Annotated in this window: 21 protein-coding genes; 13 read left to right on the plus strand and 8 right to left on the minus strand. The window is 68.6% G+C overall.

Annotated features, from left to right (window positions below; genetic code table 11):
* Nucleotides 1-20: 20 nt before the first annotated feature.
* Both paaZ and SK803_RS20615 read left to right on the plus strand, forming a co-directional pair.
* Nucleotides 21-2,051, plus strand: a complete 2,031-nt coding sequence (gene paaZ / locus SK803_RS20610; RefSeq protein ID WP_406601555.1) for a phenylacetic acid degradation bifunctional protein PaaZ — start codon at nucleotides 21-23, stop codon at nucleotides 2,049-2,051.
* A gap of 30 nt (nucleotides 2,052-2,081) precedes the next feature.
* Nucleotides 2,082-2,663 carry a TetR/AcrR family transcriptional regulator gene (locus SK803_RS20615; RefSeq protein WP_319967662.1) on the plus strand — a complete coding sequence of 194 codons (582 nt, stop codon included), beginning with the start codon at nucleotides 2,082-2,084 and terminating at the stop codon, nucleotides 2,661-2,663.
* Here SK803_RS20615 and SK803_RS20620 read toward each other — a convergent pair.
* The 6 genes from SK803_RS20620 to SK803_RS20645 are packed head-to-tail and all read right to left on the minus strand — an operon-like array spanning nucleotide 2,660 to nucleotide 9,340.
* Nucleotides 2,660-3,376, minus strand: coding sequence for an ABC transporter ATP-binding protein (locus tag SK803_RS20620; RefSeq protein WP_319967663.1), 717 nt, complete (start codon nucleotides 3,374-3,376; stop codon nucleotides 2,660-2,662). The genes SK803_RS20615 and SK803_RS20620 overlap by 4 nt on opposite strands.
* Nucleotides 3,373-5,052 (minus strand): branched-chain amino acid ABC transporter ATP-binding protein/permease, encoded by a 1,680-nt coding sequence (locus SK803_RS20625; RefSeq protein ID WP_319967664.1) that lies wholly within the window; start codon nucleotides 5,050-5,052, stop codon nucleotides 3,373-3,375. Before SK803_RS20625 ends, SK803_RS20620 begins: the two co-directional genes overlap by 4 nt.
* Complete coding sequence (locus tag SK803_RS20630; protein WP_319967665.1) at nucleotides 5,049-5,933, minus strand: branched-chain amino acid ABC transporter permease; 885 nt, start codon at nucleotides 5,931-5,933, stop codon at nucleotides 5,049-5,051. The genes SK803_RS20625 and SK803_RS20630 overlap by 4 nt, the downstream gene beginning before the upstream one ends.
* A gap of 1 nt (nucleotide 5,934) precedes the next feature.
* Nucleotides 5,935-7,155, minus strand: coding sequence for an amino acid ABC transporter substrate-binding protein (locus tag SK803_RS20635; RefSeq protein WP_319967666.1), 1,221 nt, complete (start codon nucleotides 7,153-7,155; stop codon nucleotides 5,935-5,937).
* Between the two features lie 29 nt (nucleotides 7,156-7,184).
* Nucleotides 7,185-8,291, minus strand: a complete 1,107-nt coding sequence (locus SK803_RS20640; RefSeq protein WP_319967667.1) for a DUF5624 domain-containing protein — start codon at nucleotides 8,289-8,291, stop codon at nucleotides 7,185-7,187.
* Nucleotides 8,288-9,340 (minus strand): hypothetical protein, encoded by a 1,053-nt coding sequence (locus SK803_RS20645; RefSeq protein WP_319967668.1) that lies wholly within the window; start codon nucleotides 9,338-9,340, stop codon nucleotides 8,288-8,290. The genes SK803_RS20640 and SK803_RS20645 overlap by 4 nt, the downstream gene beginning before the upstream one ends.
* A gap of 94 nt (nucleotides 9,341-9,434) precedes the next feature.
* Between SK803_RS20645 and SK803_RS20650 the strand changes: the two genes are divergently transcribed.
* From SK803_RS20650 to paaK, 11 genes are all read left to right on the plus strand, one after another.
* Nucleotides 9,435-10,205: an HpcH/HpaI aldolase family protein gene (locus tag SK803_RS20650; protein WP_319967669.1), complete on the plus strand. Its 771-nt coding sequence runs from the start codon at nucleotides 9,435-9,437 to the stop codon at nucleotides 10,203-10,205.
* Nucleotides 10,202-11,038 carry an amidohydrolase family protein gene (locus SK803_RS20655; protein WP_319967670.1) on the plus strand — a complete coding sequence of 279 codons (837 nt, stop codon included), beginning with the start codon at nucleotides 10,202-10,204 and terminating at the stop codon, nucleotides 11,036-11,038. Before SK803_RS20650 ends, SK803_RS20655 begins: the two co-directional genes overlap by 4 nt.
* The gene (locus SK803_RS20660; RefSeq protein WP_319967671.1) at nucleotides 11,035-11,598 is read left to right on the plus strand and encodes a TetR/AcrR family transcriptional regulator; all 564 of its coding nucleotides are present in this window, start codon (nucleotides 11,035-11,037) and stop codon (nucleotides 11,596-11,598) included. The genes SK803_RS20655 and SK803_RS20660 overlap by 4 nt, the downstream gene beginning before the upstream one ends.
* Nucleotides 11,599-11,654: 56 nt before the next feature.
* Entirely contained in the window at nucleotides 11,655-12,803 is a 1,149-nt protein-coding gene (locus SK803_RS20665) for a GAF domain-containing sensor histidine kinase (protein WP_319967672.1), read from the plus strand.
* Nucleotides 12,800-13,420 carry a response regulator transcription factor gene (locus tag SK803_RS20670; protein WP_319967673.1) on the plus strand — a complete coding sequence of 207 codons (621 nt, stop codon included), beginning with the start codon at nucleotides 12,800-12,802 and terminating at the stop codon, nucleotides 13,418-13,420. The genes SK803_RS20665 and SK803_RS20670 overlap by 4 nt, the downstream gene beginning before the upstream one ends.
* 78 nt (nucleotides 13,421-13,498) lie before the next feature.
* On the plus strand, nucleotides 13,499-14,251 hold the full coding sequence (locus SK803_RS20675) for an ABC transporter ATP-binding protein (protein WP_319967770.1): 753 nt from the start codon (nucleotides 13,499-13,501) through the stop codon (nucleotides 14,249-14,251).
* A complete protein-coding gene (locus SK803_RS20680; protein ID WP_319967674.1) occupies nucleotides 14,251-15,003 on the plus strand; it encodes an ABC transporter ATP-binding protein in 753 nt (250 codons plus the stop codon). The genes SK803_RS20675 and SK803_RS20680 overlap by 1 nt, the downstream gene beginning before the upstream one ends.
* Nucleotides 15,000-15,878 (plus strand): branched-chain amino acid ABC transporter permease, encoded by an 879-nt coding sequence (locus SK803_RS20685; protein WP_319967675.1) that lies wholly within the window; start codon nucleotides 15,000-15,002, stop codon nucleotides 15,876-15,878. Before SK803_RS20680 ends, SK803_RS20685 begins: the two co-directional genes overlap by 4 nt.
* Complete coding sequence (locus tag SK803_RS20690) at nucleotides 15,871-16,908, plus strand: branched-chain amino acid ABC transporter permease (protein WP_319967676.1); 1,038 nt, start codon at nucleotides 15,871-15,873, stop codon at nucleotides 16,906-16,908. The genes SK803_RS20685 and SK803_RS20690 overlap by 8 nt, the downstream gene beginning before the upstream one ends.
* The gene (locus SK803_RS20695; protein ID WP_319967677.1) at nucleotides 16,905-18,140 is read left to right on the plus strand and encodes an ABC transporter substrate-binding protein; all 1,236 of its coding nucleotides are present in this window, start codon (nucleotides 16,905-16,907) and stop codon (nucleotides 18,138-18,140) included. The genes SK803_RS20690 and SK803_RS20695 overlap by 4 nt, the downstream gene beginning before the upstream one ends.
* Nucleotides 18,137-19,375 carry a phenylacetate--CoA ligase PaaK gene (gene paaK / locus SK803_RS20700; protein ID WP_319967678.1) on the plus strand — a complete coding sequence of 413 codons (1,239 nt, stop codon included), beginning with the start codon at nucleotides 18,137-18,139 and terminating at the stop codon, nucleotides 19,373-19,375. Before SK803_RS20695 ends, paaK begins: the two co-directional genes overlap by 4 nt.
* Here the strand turns inward: paaK and SK803_RS20705 are convergent.
* Nucleotides 19,359-19,574, minus strand: a complete 216-nt coding sequence (locus SK803_RS20705; RefSeq protein WP_406601556.1) for a hypothetical protein — start codon at nucleotides 19,572-19,574, stop codon at nucleotides 19,359-19,361. The two genes, paaK and SK803_RS20705, sit on opposite strands and share 17 nt — an antisense overlap.
* 111 nt (nucleotides 19,575-19,685) lie before the next feature.
* Complete coding sequence (locus SK803_RS20710) at nucleotides 19,686-20,378, minus strand: phosphatase PAP2 family protein (RefSeq protein ID WP_319967679.1); 693 nt, start codon at nucleotides 20,376-20,378, stop codon at nucleotides 19,686-19,688.
* Between the last annotated feature and the right edge of the window lie 25 nt (nucleotides 20,379-20,403).

Raw genomic sequence — 20,403 nt, forward strand, 5'->3', positions numbered from 1 at the left:
CCGCGAAAGGACTCTCGACCGTGACCGCTTTGCTGGAGAGCTATGCCGCCGGGAGCTGGTTCCGGGCCAAGGCCGAGGGCGAACCGCTGCTGGACGCCACGACCGGCGAGGTGGTCGCGCGCCTGTCGAGCGACGGGCTCGATCTGCGGGCCATGGTCGAGCACGCGCGGCACGTCGGAGGCCCTGCCATCCGCGCGCTGACGTTCCACCAGCGCGCCCTGCTGCTCAAGGAACTGGCCAGGCACCTCAGCGCGGACAAGGACTTCCTGTACGAACTGTCGTTCCGCACCGGCGCGACGAGGCGCGACTCGACGGTCGACATCGACGGCGGGTTCGGCACGATGTTCAGCTACGCGAGCAAAGGCGTGCGCGAACTGCCGAACGACACCGTCGTGCTGGACGGCGGCCTGGAGCGGCTCGGCCGCGAGGGCACGTTCCTCGGCCAGCATCTGCACACCTCGCGACCGGGTGTCGCGGTGCAGATCAACGCGTTCAACTTCCCGGTGTGGGGCATGCTGGAGAAGCTCGCGCCCGCGTTCCTCGCCGGGCTGCCCAGCATCGTGAAGCCGGCGAGCCAGACCGCCTACCTGACCGAGGCCGTCGTCCGGCGGATCGTCGAGTCCGGCATCCTCCCGGAAGGCTCGCTGCAGCTGCTGTCCGGCAGCCCGCGTGGCCTGCTCGACGAACTGAACGAGCAGGACTCCGTCGCCTTCACCGGGTCCGCGCACACGGCGAGCATTCTGCGCAACCACCCGAACGTGCAGCACGGTGGTGTACGCCTTGGTGTGGAAGCGGATTCGCTCAACTGCTCGATCCTCGGACCCGATGTCACGGTCGACCACCCCGAGTTCGACCTGTTCGTCAAGGGCGTCGTCACCGAGATGACGGTGAAGGCCGGTCAGAAGTGCACAGCGATCCGGCGCGCGATCGTGCCAGAGCCGATCGCCGATGCCGTCGTCGACGCGATCATCGCCCGGCTCGCCGAGATCACCGTGGGCAATCCGGCGGACGAGAGCGTGCGGATGGGCCCGCTGGCGTCGCTCGGTCAGCGCCAGGACGTCCGCAGGGCGATCGAGTCGCTGCGCAACGCCGCCGATGTCGTGTTCGGCGACCGCCCAGCTGACCTGATCGACGCCGACGCCGAGCGCGGCGCGTTCCTCTCCCCCGTTCTGCTCCGCGCCTGGCCTGGCGCCGCCGAGCCGCACGACATCGAACCGTTCGGGCCGGTCAGCACCGTGCTCACCTATCGCACAGCGTCCGAAGCAATCGAACTGGCGGCGCGGGGCAAGGGCAGTCTGGTCGGGTCCCTCGTGACGAACGATCCCGGTGTGGCAAGGCGGATCGTGCTCGGCACCGCGCCGTGGCACGGCCGGATCCTGGTGCTCAACCGCGACGACGCGGCCGAGTCGACCGGGCACGGCAGCCCGTTGCCGATGCTCGTGCACGGCGGCCCCGGCCGTGCGGGTGGCGGCGAGGAGCTGGGCGGCATCCGCAGCGTCCTGCACCACATGCAGCGCACCGCCGTGCAGGCCTCGCCGGACATGCTCACCGCGATCACCGGCCGGTGGACGACCGGGTCGAAGCGGTTCGTCGACGAGGTGCACCCGTTCCGCAAGAGCCTGGAGGGACTGAGGATCGGCGACACCGTCGTGTCCGCGACCCGGCAGGTCACGCTCGCCGACATCGACCACTTCGCCGAGTTCACCGGCGACACCTTCTACGCGCACACCGATCCGGAAGCGGCGGCGGCCAACCCGTTGTTCGGCGGCATCGTCGCGCACGGCTACCTGGTGGTGTCGCTGGCGGCCGGGTTGTTCGTCGAACCCCGGCCCGGTCCGGTGCTGGCCAACTTCGGTGTCGACCACCTGCGGTTCCTCACGCCGGTGAAGGCCGGTGACGTCATCGCGGTGAAGCTGACGGTCAAGGAGATCACGCCGCGCGCCAACGCCGACTACGGCGAAGTCCGCTGGGACGCCGTCGTCACGAACCAGGACGACGCGCCGGTCGCGACCTACGACGTTCTGACGCTGGTGGCCAGGACGTACAGTTGAAAGTGACGTCACTTTCAACAGGAGGCCTTGGTGACCACGTCGAAGTCGGACCGCGCGGCCGAGGAGTTCAAGGACGCGGCCCGGCGGGTCTTCGCCAGGCAGGGCTACACCGCCACGAAGATCACCGACATCACCGCGGAGGCCGGCCGTGCCACCGGCGGCATCTACCGCTACTTCGACTCCAAGGCCGCGGTGCTGCGGGCGCTGGCGGACGACTTCCTGGAGGCGCGGCACGAGCGGGTCGTGCACGCGTCGGGCCACGGTCACACGATGGAGACCGAGCAGGACGTCCGCGACCACGTGCGGGCGTACTGGAAGTCCTATCAGGACTACCTGGCCGAGATGGTGGCGATCTACGAGGCAGCCGCGTCCGATCCGCAGTTCGCCGAGATCCAGCAGCAGATCCGCTCCAGGGACCTCACGATCTGGCGTGCCCACATCAAGGAGCTGCGGGCGCACCTCGGCGTGCCCACCACCAACTCCGGCGTTCTCGCCGACATGGTGGTGAGCCTGCTGGAGAGCTACTGCTACACGACGCTGCGGCAGGACAAGGCGACGCGGAAGCACGTCGACACGCTCGCCGGGTTCGTCTACGGCGGCATCACGCGCTAACGCGGCACACCTCCGAGGAACAGCTCCCCGATCTCCTCGTTGGCCGACAGCCCCTCAGCGGTGTCGGTGAGCAGCACCCTGCCGCTCTCCATGACGACGCCGTGTGTCGCGATGCCCAGCCCGAACCGCACGTTCTGCTCCACCATCAGCACGGTCATCCCGGCCTCCCTCATGGCGGCGACCGAGTCGCGCACCGACTCGAGCGCCTTCGGATCCAGGCCGAGCGACGGTTCGTCGAGCAGCACCACCTTCGGGTCGATCATCAACGCCCTGGCGAACTCCACCATCCGGCGCTGGCCACCCGACAGGTTGCCCGCCGGGTCGCCCGCTCGTTCGGCGATGATCGGGAACATCGCGGTCAGCTCGTCGTACCGACGGCGCAACAACTCCTTGTCGCGCCGCCGCACGTAGCCGCCGAGCAGGACGTTCTCCCGCACGGTCATCGCGGGGAACAGCCCGTTCTGCTGCGGTACCTGGACCACGCCGGCACTCAGCACGTCCGCCGGGTGCAGGCCGCTGATCACCCTGTCCCCCAGCCTGATCCGGCCCAGTCGTGGCTTCAGCAGGCCGCTCAGGGTCCGCAGCACCGTCGACTTCCCGGCGCCGTTGGGACCGACGACGCACGTCACCGATCCCTCCTCGACGACGAGGTCAAGGCCCTGCAGCACATCGCCGGATCCGTAGCCGGCGTACACGCCCTCGACGGTGATCATGAGTTCGTCCCGTGGAGTTCCCGGAAGTCCGCGCCGAGGTAGGCGTCCAGCACGAGCGGGTCCCGCTGGATCTCCTGCGGGGTGCCGGAGGCGATGCGGTGGCCGTTGGCCAGCACGTGCACCTCGTCGCACAGGCTCAGCACGAGCGGCATGTTGTGCTCCACGATCAGGAAGGTGGTTCCGGACGAGTTGAGCTGCCGGATCAGGCCCGCCATCTGCTCGATCTGGGTCGGGTTGATGCCGCCGGCGGGTTCGTCGAGCAGCACGAGGTCCGGGTCGAGCATGAGCACCTGGGCCAGTTCGACGAGCTTCTGCTGGCCGTAGGAGAGGCTGTCAGCGAGCTTGTCGGCGTAGTCGGCGAGACCGATGAACTCCAGGAGCTCCATGGCCTTCTCCGGCCGGCGAGCACCGGCGAGCAGGTTCTCCCGCACGGTGAGGCGCGGGAAGAGACGGGTCAGCTGATAGGTGCGGGCGAGGCGGGGCGGCCGCGAGATCGTGCCGGAGTCGGCGCGCAGGAGGCCGTGGACCAGGTTGAACACGGTGGTCTTGCCGGAGCCGTTCGGCCCGATCAGGCCGGTGATCGAGCCGCGCTTCACGTCGAACGAGCACCCGTCGAGCACCCGCAGCCCGCCGAAGCCCTTGTGCAGGCCGGTGACCTCCAGCAGGGCCGGTCCGAACGTCCTGGGACCGGACGGCCGCGCGACCGGCAGGTGGTCGAGGCGCTTGCCGACCGGTGCCGTGGCAGGCGTTCGCTTCAAGCGCTTCTGGATCTCCGGCAGGATTCCGTGCGGCAGGAACAACACGACCAGCAGCAGCACGCCGCCGAACAGCACCAGCCGCCACGCACCGGCGTCAGGTCCGGTGAACTGCTGGTTGGTCCATTGCGAGAACGGTTCGACCAGCAGGGCGCCGATGACCGGGCCCCACAGCGTGCCCGCGCCGCCGAGCAGGGCGGCGAGGACCAGGGTGATGCTCGCGACGATCGTGAACATCGCGCGAGGGTCGAGGAACGACAGGTAGTAGCCGTAGATCCCGCCCGCGACACCGATCGGGACACTGCTGACCACGAACGCCAGCAACTTGTGCCGTGGGGTGTTGATGCCGAGGCCCGCGGCCTTCTCCTCATCGTCGCGGATCGCCAGCAGGCCGATCCCGAACCTGCTCCGGCGGATCGCCCACGACATCAGCACCGTCAGTGCCAGCAACCCGAGGAGTGCGTAGTAGAAGGGCCAGTTGGCATAGGCGGCGTCCCAGGTCGGGATCGCCAGGACCAGGCCGTGGCTGCCGTTGGTCAGTGAAGACCAGTTCACCGCGACGATGCCGAGCAACGCGAGCAGGGCGAACGTCACGATGATGAACACCGTGCCGCGAGCCCGTGCCGTCACCAGTCCGAGCAATGCGGCCAGCACACCCGCCGCGACACCGCCCAACGGTGCCGTGAGGAACGGCGACACGCCCCAGGCGTTCGCGAGAATGCCCGTGGTGTACGCGCCGACGCCGAGAAAGGCGCTGTGCCCCAAGGAGATGTAGCCGGTGTAGCCACCCATGACGTTCCAGCCGCCGGCCATGATCGCCAGCAGGAACACCATGATCAGCATGTTCTGGTAGTAGCTGTCCACGAAGAACGGCGGCACGCACGCCACCAGCAGCGCGCCCAGCGGAAGGAGCTTCCTCATCCGGCCATCACGTCCCTCCGTGTCGTGCGCCCGAAGATCCCCTGTGGACGCACCAGCAGCACGGCGATGATCACCACGAAGGGCACCGCCGTGGCCCAGGCGGTCGAGACGTACGTCGTGGTCATGGTTTCCGCGATCCCGAACAGCAGGGCGCCGGCCAGGCCACCGGCGAGGCTGCCCATGCCGCCCAGCACGACGATCGCCAGGCCGATGCCGATCCACCGGTCACCCGAGTCCGGCATGAACGGCGCGAGCACCGAGACGATCGCCCCGGCCGCCCCGGTCAGCGCGACGCCGATCGCGTACGTGACGACGTTGACCCGCTCGACCCGGACACCGGTCAGCGTCGCGCCCGTCGGGTTCGCCGCGGCAGCCCGCACTCCCCTGCCGAGCCAGGTCCCGTTCAGCAGCAGGTACAGCGCGCCGAGCAGCACACAGGCGATGACGAACCCGATCGCCTGCACGGCCGGGAACACGATCGGCCCGAGCCGGAACGAGGAGTTCACATAGGACGGTGTCACGTTGTGCGGCTCCGCACCCCACACCAGCGCCAGCACGCCCTCGATGATCATCGCCAGCGCGAGCGTCGCCAGGATGATCGACGCCTCTCCACCACGCCAGGCGAACCGGATGACCCCTTGGTAGAGCAGGCACCCGAGCGCGAACAGCGCCGCGCACACCAGTGGTATCGCGAGGAACGGGTCGAGCCCGGTGGAGTTCCAGATGGTGTAGGTGAGGAACGCGGCGGCGACCATCAGGCCGCCGTGCGCGAGGTTCACGATCCGCATCACGCCGAAGATCAGCGAGAGACCGGACGACGCGAGCGCGTACACCCCGCCGACCAGCACCCCGAACACCAGTGACTGCAGGAAGGTGACCACGTCACGCCCACCCCGGCTTCGGGCGCACGACGTTCTGGGTGGTCGCCGCCTCGGAGGGCGCGACCACCTCGATCTGGCCCTTCTGCCACTGCACCAGCAGCATCGACGCCTTCGGCACCCCGCGTTCGTCCCACGCCAGGGTCCCGGAGACCGTCGGCACCGAGTTGGCGTGCAGCCACTGCGCGATGGCGTCCTGGTCGATCTTCCCGACGGCCTTCACCCCGGCTTCCAGCACCTGGGTCGCCGTGTAGGACGAGGCCGCGTCCTCTGTCGGTTCCTCGTTGAACTGGGCCTTGTACGCCTCGACGAACTCGGCGTTGCCCGGCGTCTTCGCCTTCGGGTGCCAGGCAGCGGTGGTGAAGATGCCCTCGGTGTTGCCCTTGCCGATGCCGTCGGGGAACGTCAGCGGATCGGACGGTGACTTGGTCTGGAAGAGGAACTTCGGGCTGAATCCGACCTTCTGGAACGACCTGATCATGCCGACGCCGTCCGCGGTCACCGCGCCGTGCACCACGAGATCCGGGGCCGCCTGGGCGATCGTCGCGGCCATCGCGTCGAAGTTCGCCGTGTCCGCCGGGTAGTTCGTGCTGTGCACAGTTCTGATGCCGAGCGCCTCGAACTTCTGCTGGAAGATCTGCACCGGGACGTCCGCGCTCGGGTCGTTCTGCGTCGAGTACGCCGCTGTCCGCGGCCGATCACCCGGTGGCAGCGCGGTGATGTAGTCCACGAACCGGTCCGGCACGTCCTTGGTCGTGCCCGGCTGGGCGAAGAAGAGCCGCTTGAGGCCGCGTTCGAAGATCTCCGCAGCGCCGCCGGAAGGTTCGATGTAGAGCATGCCGTGCCGTTCGGCGATGGTGGACGCGGGCAGGTTCAGGAACGACGAGAAGGTGCCGAGCAGCAGGTCCACCCGGTCCTGGCTGATCAGGCGGTTGTAGTTGGCCACCACGGTGTTCTGGTCGAAGCCGTCGTCGAGGACGACGAACTCGACCTGCCTGCCGAGCAACCCGCCGGCCGCGTTGATCTTCTTCTGCCACGCCTGGTAGCCCTGGTAGCCGGGCTTGGACACGTCCGCGACCGGGCCGGTCAGCGGCAGCGAGGCACCGATCCGGAGTGGTCCGGAGCCTCCACCGCTCGTTGTGCCGCCGCTGCACGCTGTCAGGAGCACGGCACCGGAGCCGAGGAGGAACGTTCGCCTGCTGAGTTCTGGGATGCGCCGTTGCATGAGGTTCTCCAGATCAAGGCTGTGCCGAATCAGTTCTGGACCGGGTAGTGGACTCCGGTGAGGCCCGGCACGACGACTTTCGCCGGGTCGTTGTCGTTCGCCACCAGCTGGTCCACCGCGAAGTCGGTGACCGCCGCGGACAGCAGCTGACGCGGGTCCTCGAGCACGAGGCGCAACCTGCCGACGAGCGCGGAGAAGTCAGTGGCGGACCGGATGACGGACGGGGTGTGGCCGTCGGGTTCGAACCGGGGGTGGCCAGGGAACATCGTGCCGCCGAGCTCCACGGTCGCCCTGATGCTGGACCAGAGCGTGCGGAGGCCGGTTTCCATCGCCGCCACCTGCGAGACGTCGCCGTCGACGGGAGTGTCGAACACGGGCGCGTGCGGCGCCATGTAGAGCCTTTCGAGCGGGAGCTTGCCGCGGGCGGCGCCGAGGATGAACGTGGCGACGCTGCTGGTGTTCCAGGTGACGCCGGCGGTGGGTCTGCCCTGCCTGCCCGCGATGAGCACCATCGCGTTCTGCCAGTCGAGTTCCCACTCGTCGAGCCACCGCAGGACTCGGTGGGCCGCGTCCATGCCGGCCAGGAAGAACGTCGCCACCATCATGCGGTTGATCGGGACGGGTCCGCCGTCGAGGTAGTCCCGGTGCAACGTCTCCGCGCAGAGATAGTCCTCTTCGGACAGTGCGCGCTCGAGGTATCTCGCGGTGACGGCGCACGAGTAGTCGACCATGTCCGCGATCTGCTGTTCGAGACCGCGGAACGCGTCGACGGCCAGCACGTCCTGCCAGAGCCCGACGCTGTTGGCCTCGCGGGCCTTCCGCACGTCGGCCAGCAACTGCTCGCCGTCCGGCCGCCACGCGTCACCGCGCATCTCGCGGATCATCACGAGGGAGCCGACCGCGGGGCCGAGGTGCGAGATCCCGGTCAGTTCCTTGAACCCGCGTGTGCCAAGCCGGAAGCTCTCGACCTCGGGCGGCCAGCCGGAGCCGGGGAACAACGCCAGGTCACGCCCGGTCGCGACGATCAGCGGGTCGTTCTTCGCCAACTCCCGGTGGGCCTGCGCGAGCCGGGCGCCGATGTTGTCGGGGCCGCCGGTGTAGGTCTCGAACAGCGCGGTGAGTTCAGGGCTCGTCATGGTGTCCACCGGTAGATGACCGTGTCGGTGCGGAACCGGACGTCCTCGGTGAGGCTGTTGGACACCGCGACCAGGTCACCGATCACCGACACGGCCGTGCCGCCCGAGGTCGGGAAGTGCGCCACGTCCACGAGCACTTCTCCGTCCCACTCGTAGACCTGTGACTCCTGCCGGGTCATGGGGTTCTCCCGTGGACCCGTGATGAAGTTGACGCGGATCAGGTAGCTGCCGAACACGGCGAACTCACGGCCGCCGGGACCGCCGAGAACCTGGTGCAGCGTGAACGCCCCGTGGTCCCAGCGGTAGAGCAGCGAGTCGTGGTCGATCACCGCGACCGCCAGGTAGAGCAAGCCGTCCGATTCGAACGTCGCGAACGCCCGGCCGCCGGACGGCGCCAGGGGCTGGTGCTCCGCGAACCGGTCGCCGGTCCAGCGGAACAGCACCGACCGCGCGGCGTGGTCCGCGTGCGCCAGGTAGTGCTCGCCGTCCACTTCGAAGTGGTGCCAGTTGTACGACCACTGCGAGTCGATGACCTGGAACGGCACGAACTCCGCACCGTTCCACTCGAAGATCACCGACGGCCGGTTCTCCTCCGGGCGCACGGTGACGCCCTGTGCCAGCGCGAGGAAGTCCCGGTCGTCGATCCTGAAGTGCTTCCACTGTTTGGCCGCGTACGTCGGGATCTCCTGGAACGGCTGGAACTTCTCGCCGTCCCAGCGGTGGATCACCGAGTTCGTCGCGTACCGGTACGGCCCGCGACCCGTCCGGATGCTCGCCACCGCCAGGTAGACGGTGCCGTCGACGGTGAAGACCTCGGCGTCCTCGCCTCCCGGCGCCGGGATCCGCTGGTACTCGGCGTACCCGCCGGGCTCACGGATGAGCACCAGCAGGTCCGTGTCGCTGTCGCCGCCGTTCATGCCTGGCGGGGTGCCCTCGGCGTCCATCGCGAGCTGCGGGATCGCCAGGAACTCACCGTCACCGATGGTGAACGGCGTGACGCCACGGGCGCCCGACGTGGGTATCCGCCACACCTCGGTCAGGAGAGACACGCGCACCACCTCGTTCGCAGTGTTGAATCTGAATTCATTTTCACGGTAGCGTCGTGCCTGGCTGTGACGCAAGCAACGATCGGGGAGGCGCACCGTGAGTTCGTTCCTGCAGCGGTTGCACGAGGGCAGGCCGACGCTGATGCTGCCGATCCGCAGCGGCCGGACCCCGGACGTGGTGCGCATCGCCAGGGCCACCGGGCATCACGCGGTGATGATCGACCTGGAGCACTCCACCATGTCGCTCGACGTCGCCGCCCAGCTCTGCGCGACCGCCGCCGACCTGGGGCTCACGCCGTTCGTGCGGGTGCAGGAACGCGAGTACGGCGCGATCGGCCGGCTCCTCGACTGCGGCGCGCAGGGCATCGTGGCGCCGCGCGTCGACACGGCTCTGGAGGCGCGGACGGTCGCCCGTGCCTGCCGGTTTCCGCCGCGCGGCCAGCGCTCCCAGCTCGCGATGGTGCCGATGCTGGACATGCGCCCGACGCCCGCGGCCGAGCTCAACCCGTGGCTGGACGAGTCGACGATCGTGCAGATCCTCGTCGAGACCCCGGACGGCGTCGCCGGCGCGCGCGAGATCGCCGCGATCGACGGCGTCGACATGCTCGGCATCGGCGCGAACGACCTCACCGCGGAGCTGGGATCTCCCGGCGACCACACCCGCATCCGCTCGCACGTCGCCGAGGTGGCGCAGGCGTGCCGGGAGCACGGCAAGCTGCTGCAGCTCGGCGGCGTCGGAGATCTCCAGCTGCTGAAGTCGCTGCTCCCCCTGGGCGTCTGCCCGCTGTTCATGACCGGCACCGACACCGATCTCCTGTACGCCGGCGCGTCCGCACGGGCCGGACTGGTTCTGAAGGAGTTCTCATGACGATCGCCCAGACCACGCCGATGCGCCCGGCCGGCACCAACACCAGGCCCACGTTCGTGCTCCCGCCGGGCAGCTGCGACACGCACTTCCACGTGTTCGAGGCCGGCTATCCGCACGTCGACGAGCCCCAGTACACGTTCCCGGACGGCACTCTCGACCAATACCTCGCCGTGACGCGGTTCCTGGGCGTCGAACGGATGGTGCTGGTGCAACCGACCTTCTACGGCAACGACAACAGCCTCACCCTCGACGTCCTGCGGAAGCTCGGTGGCCGGTGCCGCGCGGTCGTGCGGATCGAGGAGGACCTGCCCGACGCCGAGCTGGACCGGTTCCACGAGCTGGGTGTCCGGGCGATCCGGCTGGACCTCTTCGCACGGGCCGACTGGCCGGTCGCCGACCTGACCGGCTACGTCGAACGGATGGCCGAACGAGCCCTGCCGCGGGGCTGGCACCTGCAGTTCTACACGCCGGGTGCGGTGCTGGAGCGGCTGCTGGACTTCCTGCCACGCCTGCGCGTGCCGTACGTCGTCGACCACATCGGCTACGGACTCGACACGGCGAAGCTCGTCGGACTGCTGGCGGAGGGCAACTGCTGGATCAAACTGTCCGGCGCGTACCGGCTGGCCAAGAACCTGCCACTGTCCACTGTGGAACCACTGGTGGCCGCACTGGTCCAGGCCCGGCCCGACCGGCTGGTGTGGGGTTCGGACTGGCCGCACCTGCCCGACGGCCGGCGCGACACCGGTGAGCTGCTCAACCTCCTCCCCCGCTGGGCACCCGCCGACCTGCGGCGGATCCTGGTCGACTCCCCCGCCGAACTGTTCTTCTCATGACCAGGGCGGCGGAGGAGTTCAAGGACGCGGCGCGCAGGGTGTTCGCCAGGCAGGGTTACACGATCACGAAGATCACCGACATCACCGAGGAGGCCGGCAGGGCCGCCGGCGGCATCTACCGCTACTTCGAGTCCAAGCCGGCCCTGCTCAAGGCACTCGCGGACGACTTCCTCACCGCACGGCGCTCGCACGTCGTGCACTCGTCCGGCGATCACCACACCATGACGACGGAAGAGGACGTCCGCAAGCACATCAGGGCCTACTGCCAGACCTATCGCGACTACCTGCCGGAGATGGTCGCGATCTACGAGGCGGCCGCGTCCGATCCCCAGTTCGCGGTCCTGCGCGAGCAGATCCGCGAGGGTGACCTCAAGATCTGGCGTGACCACGTCGCCGAGACCCGTGCGCACTTCGGCAGGCCGATCGCCGACGCGGCGGGGGTCGCGGCGATGATCATCAGCCTGCTGGAGCTCTACTGCTACAACTCGCTGCACCTCGGCACGACGAAGGCCGACGAGGACGCGCTCGCCGCGTTCATCTACGGCGGGATGACGTACTGAGGAGCCTCTCCACCTGGAGATACCGTGTTCGAACCCCGATGTGCGAAGGTCACCGGATGACCGTCGAGCGTGCCGCGGACCGGGTCGCCGAGCGTCTCACCGCGCTCGACGAGTTGCTGCGCGAGCGCGACGGGCTGCTCACCGTGATGGACCGGGTGGTGGCCATGCACGGCACCGCCAGGCTGATCCGGACGATGGTCGGCGCCGACTCCGGGTTCGTCGCGGACGTGGAGACCCCGGACCGGGCCGTCGTCAGGTGGATGTCCGGCACGAGGACCGACCAGCTGCAGAACCTGGTCGTGCCGATCGGCCAGGGCATCGGCGGCCGGGCGCTCGCCCTGGGCACCGCCGTGCGGGTCACCGACTACGTCAGCTCACCCGCCATCACGCATCACTTCGACGCGCAGGTGCGGCATGAGGGCATCGGCGGGATGCTCACGGTGCCGATCATCGACCGGGAGGGTCAGACTCTCGCGATCGCCTACGCCGCCATGCGCAAGTCCGCCACGTTCGGCGACTTCGCGGTCGACCGGATGCACGAGATCGCGGGGCAGGCCGCGACCGCGCTGCGCATCGCCGACGCGACGGAGGCCCGCGAGGCCGACGCGGTCGCCGCCGAACGCCAGCGGATGCAGAGCGCCCTGCACGACTCGGTCGGCGCGATGCTGTTCCTGATCGGGGTCCAGGTCCGCGACCTGCACAGGTCCATTGAGGACAATCCGGCGATGGCCGATCGGCTGCGGAAGCTGGAGTGCGACGTCTCCGCGGCTTCCAACGCGTTGCGGGAGTCGCTGCTCGTGATGGCCGAGACGACGCCGGAACGGGCGCTGCCGGTGGAGATCGCAGAGTACGCCCGGTCGTTCGAGGCCCGGACCGGTGTGCCGGCGCGGTTCGTCCAGCTGGGCAACGTGGCACCGCTCGACGCCGAGCGCACGACGCTGCTCGTGGCGGTGGTCAGGGAAGGCCTGCTGAACGTCGAGAAACATGCCAACCCGCAGTCTGTGATCGTCAGTCTCGGCTCGTGCGAGGACGGTGGTGTGCACGTGGTCGTCGCCGACGACGGCACCGGAGACGCGACAACCACGCCCGGCAGCGGCCTCGGTATCAGGACGCTCGCCGAACGTGCCGTGCGCCTCGGCGGGCACGTGAGCCTCGTCCGGGACGACGACGGAGGCTGCACGCTGCGCGGCTGGCTGCCGCGATGACGGCGAGCGTGTTCGTGGTGGACGACCACCCGGTCGTGCGCGACGGAGTGACGTTGCTGCTGCAGTCGGATCCGACGCTTCGGATCATCGGTTCCGCCGAGTCCGGGCGTGCCGCGATCGAACGGATCACCCAGCTGAAGCCCGATCTCGTGCTGCTCGACCTGCGGCTGCCGGACATGCTGGCGCCAGAGGTCATCGCGGAACTGCGCAAGGTCCACCCGCCCGCCAAGATAGTCGTCTTCACCGCGCACGCCGACCACCACGGCATCACGGCCTCCCTGGAAGCAGGCGCGAACGGCGCTCTGGTCAAGGACGTCGCGGGCACGGACCTGATGGCGGCGTTGCGACAGGTGCTGCACGGCGAGCGGATCATCGATCCGCGGATCGCGCCACACCACGCTCAACGCTCGGAAGCGTTGGCGCGCAGCGGGTTGACGCGGCGTGAGTACGAGGTGCTCAGGTTCGCCGCGCAGGGGCGCACAAATCCCGAGATCGCCGAGTCGACCGGCCTGACCCGCAACACGGTGAAGACCTATCTGCAGTCCGCGCTGCACAAGTTGGGCGCGCGCAACAGGGTTGAGGCCATCGGCAAGGCCAGCGAGGCCGGTTTGTTATAACCGACCTCTCCACCTGGGGGTGTGGGGACGCACCGGGTTCTCCGCAGACTGTCGGCCGACAGGAGCGGAGGGATGTCAGTGCTGACAGTCCGGAATCTGCGGGTGCGCTACGGCCGTTCGGTGACGGCACTGCACGGCGTGGATCTCGACGTTCCCGGCGACGGCGTGCTGGCGGTGCTCGGCACGAACGGCGCGGGAAAGTCCACTCTGCTTCGCGCGATCTCGGGAACGCTGCGGCTGCACCGGGGCTCGGTGCTCGCCGGAACAGTCCACTACGGATCGGCCAGGACCGACGGGCTCGATCCAGCTGAGATCGTCCGTCTCGGCGTTGTCGGCGTTCCGGAAGGGCGCCAGATCTTCGGTCGGATGACCGTCGCCGAGAACCTCCGTGCCGGAGGGGTCGCTGCCCGGTCTGCGGCGGACCGGGCAGCGGCTGGGCAACGGGTCCACGCGCTCTTCCCCGTGCTGGCGGACCGCGCGTCCCAGAAGGCGGGTCTGCTCTCCGGTGGCGAACAACAGATGCTCGCGATCGGCCGGGCGTTGATGTCGGGGCCGAAGCTCCTGCTGCTCGACGAACCGTCGCTGGGACTGGCACCCAAGATGGTCGAGCGGATCGGCGAGACCATCCGCGAGATCCACGCCCAGGGCACCGCGGTCGTGCTCGTCGAGCAGAACGCCGCGATGGCACTGGAGGTCGCCGACCGCGCTGTCGTGCTGAACGTCGGCACCGTCGCCGCGTCCGGACCGTCCGCCGAGATCGCCGACCACGTCCACCACCACTACCTGGGTGTGCCCGCGCACGAACGTCGGTCCCTGGCCAGGTGGTCGTGATGCTGCACGTCGACAAGGTGACCCTCAGATTCGGCGGTCTGGTCGCGCTCGACGAGGTCTCGTTCACCGTCTCCCCCGGTTCGCTGCACGCGTTGATCGGCCCGAACGGCGCCGGGAAGTCCAGCTGTTTCAACGTGATCAGCGGTCTCTACCGGCCGACCTCCGGTCTCGTCAGACTGGGTGACGAGGACCTGACCCGCGTCCGGCCGCACCGTCTCGCCAGGCTGGGGGTCGGGCGAGCCTTCCAGAACACCGCGCTCTCCTCGCACTCCACGGTGCTCGACAACGTGCTGCTCGGCCGGCACGTGCTGACTCGCGGCGGGTTCCTCGCGTGCGGACTCGGGCTGACGCGCCGGGAAGAACGACGGCATTGCGCACGTGCCAAGGAGATCTGCGATTTCCTCGGCATCGGTGACACCGTCGACCAGTCCGTGGGCGCGCTGCCGTACGGCGTGGTGAAGAAGGTGGACATCGCACGGGCGCTCGCCGTCGAGCCGTCGCTGCTCCTGCTCGACGAACCCGCGGCCGGGCTGAACCCAGAGGAGACCGCCGCACTCGCGGCCACGATCGGCCAGATCCGCGCCGATCTCGGCATCGCCGTCCTGCTGGTGGAACACGACATGGAGCTGGTCATGGGCATCGCCGACCGGGTCACCGTGCTCGACTTCGGGCGGGTGATCGCCGACGGCACCCCGGCCGAGGTGCAGAACGATCCCGGCGTGATCAAGGCCTATCTCGGGGTGACGACGTGACGACCTTCGTGCAGCTGCTCGTGAACGGACTCGGCAAGGGCGCGGTGTTCGCGTTGCTCGCACTGGGGTTCGTGGTGATCTTCAAGGCGACCGAGGTGGTGAACTTCGCCCACGGCTCGCTCGTGCTCTTCGGCGGCTACCTCGTGCTGGTCACCAGGGACACGCTCGGCTGGGCCGGCGCGGCTGTCCTCGGAATCCTGAGCGCCGGCCTGCTCGCGCTGGCCGTCGAACGGCTGCTGCTGGCCCGATCCAGGCACGCCGACCCGTTCAGCCTCGCACTGCTGACCATCGGCATAGACGTGATCATCACCGAGGAGGTGGTGCGGCGACTGGGCGTCTCGCTGCCGTTCATCGGTGACGCCTGGGACGCCCAGCCGCTGCAGATCGGTGGCATCACGCTCTTCCGCACTCACCTGGTGGCGTTGCTCGTCGCGACCGTGCTGATCACCGGGTTCTTCCTGCTGCAGCGGTACTCCAGCTGGGGCATCGCGATGCGCGCCCAGTCGGAGAACCGGGAGGCCGCCGCACTGGCAGGGATCCGGAGCGCGCGTGTCACCGCGTCGGTCTGGCTGGTCGCGGGGCTGCTGGCCGGGATCGCGGTGCTGTTCATCGCCACCCAGGACTTCTCCGGCTCCGGCCTGTCCCGCGGCACGCACTCGATCGCGCTGGCCGCGTTCCCCGCCGCGATCATCGGCGGTCTCGACTCCACGGCTGGCGCGATCGTCGGCGGCATCACCGTGGGGCTGGTCGACGCGCTGTCCACGCACTACATCTCGTTCGCCTTCGCCAAGAGCGCGATCTTCCTGGTGATGCTCGTGGTTCTCGTGGCGAGGCCGGCCGGGTTGTTCGGCACGAGGGAGACAACCCGTGTCTAAACGACTTCTCTGGCTCGCGGGTGTGCTCGTGCTGCTCGCGTTGCCGCTCTACCTCGAAGCGCAGTGGCTCAAGGCCGGTCAGTACATGATGATCGGCGCGGTGGGCGCGATCGGGCTGACGCTGCTCACCGGTCAGGCCGGGCAACTGTCCTTGGCGCACGGGTTCTTCCTGCTGGTCGGCGCAACCTCGTACACCGTCCTTTCCGGACCGGGCGACAACCTCGTCGGGCTGGGACTGGATCCGCTGCTCGCGTTGGTCGGCGCGGTGGTGATCACGGCACTGACCGGAATGGCGTTCGCACCCGTGGCAGGCCGTCTCCGGGGGATCTACCTCGGCGTCGCCTCGCTCGCACTGGTGTTCCTGGGGCTCTATCTGGGGCAGGAGTGGGAGACGCTGACCGGCGGCACCTCCACCGGACGCGCCCCGGCGGCGTTCGAGCTGTTCGGGTTCTCGTTCTCCAACTCCGGTGAGTTCGCGATCGCAGGCTTGCCGATCCGCGGTGCCGAACGGATCTGGTACCTGTTCCTGGCGCTGCTGGCGATCGCGTATCTGCTGGCGCGGGGCGCGGTCCGCACGAGAGCCGGCCGATCCTGGCGGGCGGTGCGGGACAACGAGGCCGCCGCCACGGCGATGGGTGTCGACGTGGCACGCACCAAAGCAGCGGTGTTCGCGGTGTCGTCGGCGTATGCGGGGCTGGCAGGCGTGATGACGGTGCTGTGGTTCGACATTCTCAAGCCCGATGAGAGCGAGTTCGGCACCTACGGCGTGAACACCTCGATCGCGTTCCTCGCGATGGTGATCATCGGCGGACTCGGCTCCGTGACGGGCGCGGTGGTCGGTGCGCTCGTCGTCTTCGGCCTGCCGCAGTTGTTGACGCTCTACTCCACCGACCTCGGCTGGTTCACCGGTTCGATCACGCCGGTGCTGGTCAGTTCTTTCGTCTACGGCGCCGCCATCGTGCTCGTCGTGCTGTTCGAACCCGGCGGGCTCGCCGCCCTCGGCCGCAGACTCAAGGAGTTGAGACGATGAAGAGAGTGCTGGTGGCATCGCTGTTGCTGCTCACCGCGTGCAGCACGAAAGCAGGCACCGCGACGGACACGAGCTCGGGCGGGGTGAAGTCCGGCGTCGGCGTGACCGACACCGAGATCACGCTCGGCGTGATGACCGACCAGACAGGCCCGTTCAAGAGCCTGGCCACCGCCATCACCCACGGCAACGAGCTGTGGGCCAAGGACTTCAACGCGGCGGGCGGCGTGTGCGGGCGCCAGGTCGAGCTGGAGATCGTCGACCACGGCTACAAGGCCGACACCGCGAAGACGCTCTACCCGCAGATCGAGCCGAAGGTGCTCGGGTTCGTGCAGCTGGTCGGCTCGCCGATCATGGCCGCGCTCGGCAAGAACCTCGAGACCGACAAACTGACCACAACCCCGGCCTCGTGGTCGTCCGAGCTGCTCAGCAACCCGTACGTGATGATCGTCGGCACCACCTACGACGTCGAGATGATCGACGGACTGAGCTACCTGCAGAAACAGGGCATGATCGCCGACGGGGACGCGGTCGGGCACATCTACGTCGACGGCGAGTACGGCGCGAACGGCCTGCGCGGCTCGAAGTACTACGCCCAGCAGCACGGGTTGAAACTCTCCGAGGTCAAGATCACCTCCACCGACACCGACCTGACCAACGTGGTCACCGGACTCAAGGGCCAGGGCGTCAAGGCGATCCTGCTGACGACCACGCCCACCCAGACCGGTTCCGTCGCCGCGGCTAACAAAGCGCTCGGGCTGAACGTCCCGATCCTGGGCAACAACCCCAGCTTCGACCCGGTTCTGCACCAGAGTCCCGCTGCCGGTGCACTGGACAAGATGTACGTCGTGGCCAGCACGGTGCCGTTCTCCGCGGACATCCCGAAGGCGAAGGAGATCGCGGCGAAGTACATCGCGGCAGGGTTCAAGGAGCCGCCGCACGCCGGCGTTCCGTACGGGTACGCCGTCGCCGAGGTCTGGGGCACGGTGCTCAAGAAGGCCTGTGAGAACAAGGACCTGACGCGCGACGGCATCCACGCGGCGATGCAGCAGACGACCTCCGCCGACACCGGCGACCTGGTCGCCTCACTGGACTTCGGCAAGGCAGGGGCGCCCGCGACCCGTCAGGTGTACGTGGCCCAGCCCGACGCCTCGGCACCGGGCGGCCAGAAGTACGTGCAGCAACTGTTCGAGGCCGACCAGGCCAAGACCTACAAGGCACCCCACGAAAAATGATCCCCACCTTCAGCACCGACGAGCTGGCCGCGCTTCAGCTCGAGCGTCTCCAGTGGACACTTCGGCACGCGTACACGAACGTTCCGCTGTACCGGCGGAAGTTCGACGCGGCCGGAGTGCATCCCGACGACTGCCGCGGCCTCGACGACCTCGCGAAGTTCCCGTTCACCACCAAGCAGGACCTGCGCGACAGCTACCCGTACGGCATGTTCGCCGTGCCGGAGCACGAGGTCAGCCGCATCCACGCGTCCAGCGGCACGACCGGGCAGCCGACCATCGTCGGCTACACCGCCGCCGACATCAGCACGTGGTCGGACGTGATGGCCCGGTCGCTGGTGGCGGCGGGCGCCCGTCCCGGCGACAAAGTGCACGTGGCGTACGGGTACGGCCTGTTCACCGGAGGTCTCGGCGCCCACTACGGCGCCGAGCGCCTGGGCTGCACGGTGATCCCGGCATCCGGTGGGATGACCTCGCGGCAGGTCCGCCTGATCACCGACCTCAAGCCGGACATCATCATGGTCACGCCCTCGTACCTGCTCACGCTGCTGGACGAGTTCGAACGCGCCGGCCTCGACCCCGCGGCCACTTCGCTGCGGGTCGGCGTGTTCGGCGCCGAACCGTGGACCGAGCAGATGCGAACCGAGATCGAGAGCCGGTTCGCGTTGGACGCCGTCGACATCTACGGGTTGTCCGAGGTGATCGGTCCCGGCGTGGCGCAGGAGAGTTCGTCGACGAAGGACGGCCTGCACATCTGGGAGGACCACTTCTACCCCGAGGTGGTCGACGCGGTGAACGGGCAGTCACTCCAAGGACAGGGCGAGCTGGTGTTCACATCGCTGACCAAGCAGGCCATGCCGATCATCCGCTACCGCACCCGCGACCTGACGACGTTGCTGCCCGGTACCGCACATCCACCGTTCCGCCGGATGACCAAGGTGACCGGCCGCACCGACGACATGATCATCCTGCGCGGCGTCAACGTGTTCCCGACCCAGATCGAGGAGATCGTTCTCACCACCCCCGGCACCGCGCCGCACTTCCAGCTCGTGCTGTCCAAAGCGGACCGGATGGACCACCTCACCGTGCGGGTCGAAGCCGCGCATGCCATGTCCGGCAACGAGATAGTCGCAAAGATCAAGAACGACATCGGCGTCACGGTGAGCGTCGAGATCCTGCCGCCGGGCACCCTGGAACGGTCCACCGGGAAGCTCCAGCGGGTCATCGACCGCCGGTGACCCGTCGAACGCCGCGGCGGCGGGCCGGCGCCTGCCGTTTCGTCTCGCTGTTTCCACATACTCGCAACAGCAGCGTCACGAACGGAAACTGCTCGACCAGTACGCTCACGCTGCCCCGCACCAACTGCTTGAGGCGGTCGACGGCGCGGCCGTCGACCGCTTCGAGCTTGGATGCGATGACCTGGGTGCAGCGCCGCAACGCCGGCCCCGGTTCGTGATCGCGACTCGCGCGCAGGGGTTCACCGCGGTCGACGCGGTGCCGATGCGGCCGCGTGAGCAGGTGATCGGTGCGCTCAACCTGTTCCGGACGTCACCAGGTGCGGTGAACCCCCGGGCGGAGCTCCTGGATCCAGGTGTGGAACAGCGCGGTCGTCGCGACGACCCAGGCCATCCCGAGAACGTACCCCGCGAAGACGTCGGAGACGTAGTGCACCGACAAGGCGACTCGGGACAGGCCGATGCCAAGCACCATCACCGCCGCGACGGACACGGCGACTCGCCGCCACATGGATCGCAGCAGAGACCAGAAGAGCAACAACAGCGTCGCGTAAGTGACCACGGCAGACTGGGCGTGGCCACTGGGAAAGCTCAGGCCGGTCACGGTGGTCAGCGGGTCGGTCACCACCGGGCGGGCGCGCTGAACGGCTCTCTTGACCATCGCGTTGAGCACGGCGCTGCCTGCCACCGTCACCACCGCGAACGCCGCGGACCTCGGGTGGCGCCGGTGCAGCAGCCACCCCGCCACGAAGGCGAACACCGTGAGGTAGACCGGTGTGGAACCGACCGTGCTCATCGTCTTCATGGCCATGGCGAAGACCGGATGCTCGACGGTGTAGCGGTACAACTCCTCACGGACACCGTTGTCCACGGACAGCAGCGGCCCCCACCTGGCCCGCACCAGGAGCAGGAGCACGCCGAACGGGACGGCCACGATCGTCAACGCCACCAGCGCCAGCACGGATCGGACGCCGAACCTCGCATCGCTCGACGCGCGGAATTTCATCCTTACGACAGTGCGGCCGGTTGAT

Source organism: Lentzea miocenica (assembly GCF_033949945.1).
Lineage (GTDB): Bacteria > Actinomycetota > Actinomycetes > Mycobacteriales > Pseudonocardiaceae > Lentzea > Lentzea miocenica.

Bases quoted from the DNA above. Each gene is read 5' to 3' on its own strand.
- SK803_RS20635 (WP_319967666.1), bottom strand. From the start codon at position 7,155: ATGCAACGGCGCATCCCAGAACTCAGCAGGCGAACGTTCCTCCTCGGC.
- SK803_RS20680 (WP_319967674.1), top strand. From the start codon at position 14,251: ATGCTGCACGTCGACAAGGTGACCCTCAGATTCGGCGGTCTGGTCGCG.
- SK803_RS20625 (WP_319967664.1), bottom strand. From the start codon at position 5,052: ATGAGGAAGCTCCTTCCGCTGGGCGCGCTGCTGGTGGCGTGCGTGCCG.
- SK803_RS20695 (WP_319967677.1), top strand. From the start codon at position 16,905: ATGAAGAGAGTGCTGGTGGCATCGCTGTTGCTGCTCACCGCGTGCAGC.
- SK803_RS20655 (WP_319967670.1), top strand. From the start codon at position 10,202: ATGACGATCGCCCAGACCACGCCGATGCGCCCGGCCGGCACCAACACC.
- SK803_RS20665 (WP_319967672.1), top strand. From the start codon at position 11,655: ATGACCGTCGAGCGTGCCGCGGACCGGGTCGCCGAGCGTCTCACCGCG.
- SK803_RS20620 (WP_319967663.1), bottom strand. From the start codon at position 3,376: ATGATCACCGTCGAGGGCGTGTACGCCGGCTACGGATCCGGCGATGTG.
- SK803_RS20660 (WP_319967671.1), top strand. From the start codon at position 11,035: ATGACCAGGGCGGCGGAGGAGTTCAAGGACGCGGCGCGCAGGGTGTTC.
- paaK (WP_319967678.1), top strand. From the start codon at position 18,137: ATGATCCCCACCTTCAGCACCGACGAGCTGGCCGCGCTTCAGCTCGAG.
- SK803_RS20670 (WP_319967673.1), top strand. From the start codon at position 12,800: ATGACGGCGAGCGTGTTCGTGGTGGACGACCACCCGGTCGTGCGCGAC.
- SK803_RS20640 (WP_319967667.1), bottom strand. From the start codon at position 8,291: ATGACGAGCCCTGAACTCACCGCGCTGTTCGAGACCTACACCGGCGGC.
- SK803_RS20710 (WP_319967679.1), bottom strand. From the start codon at position 20,378: ATGAAATTCCGCGCGTCGAGCGATGCGAGGTTCGGCGTCCGATCCGTG.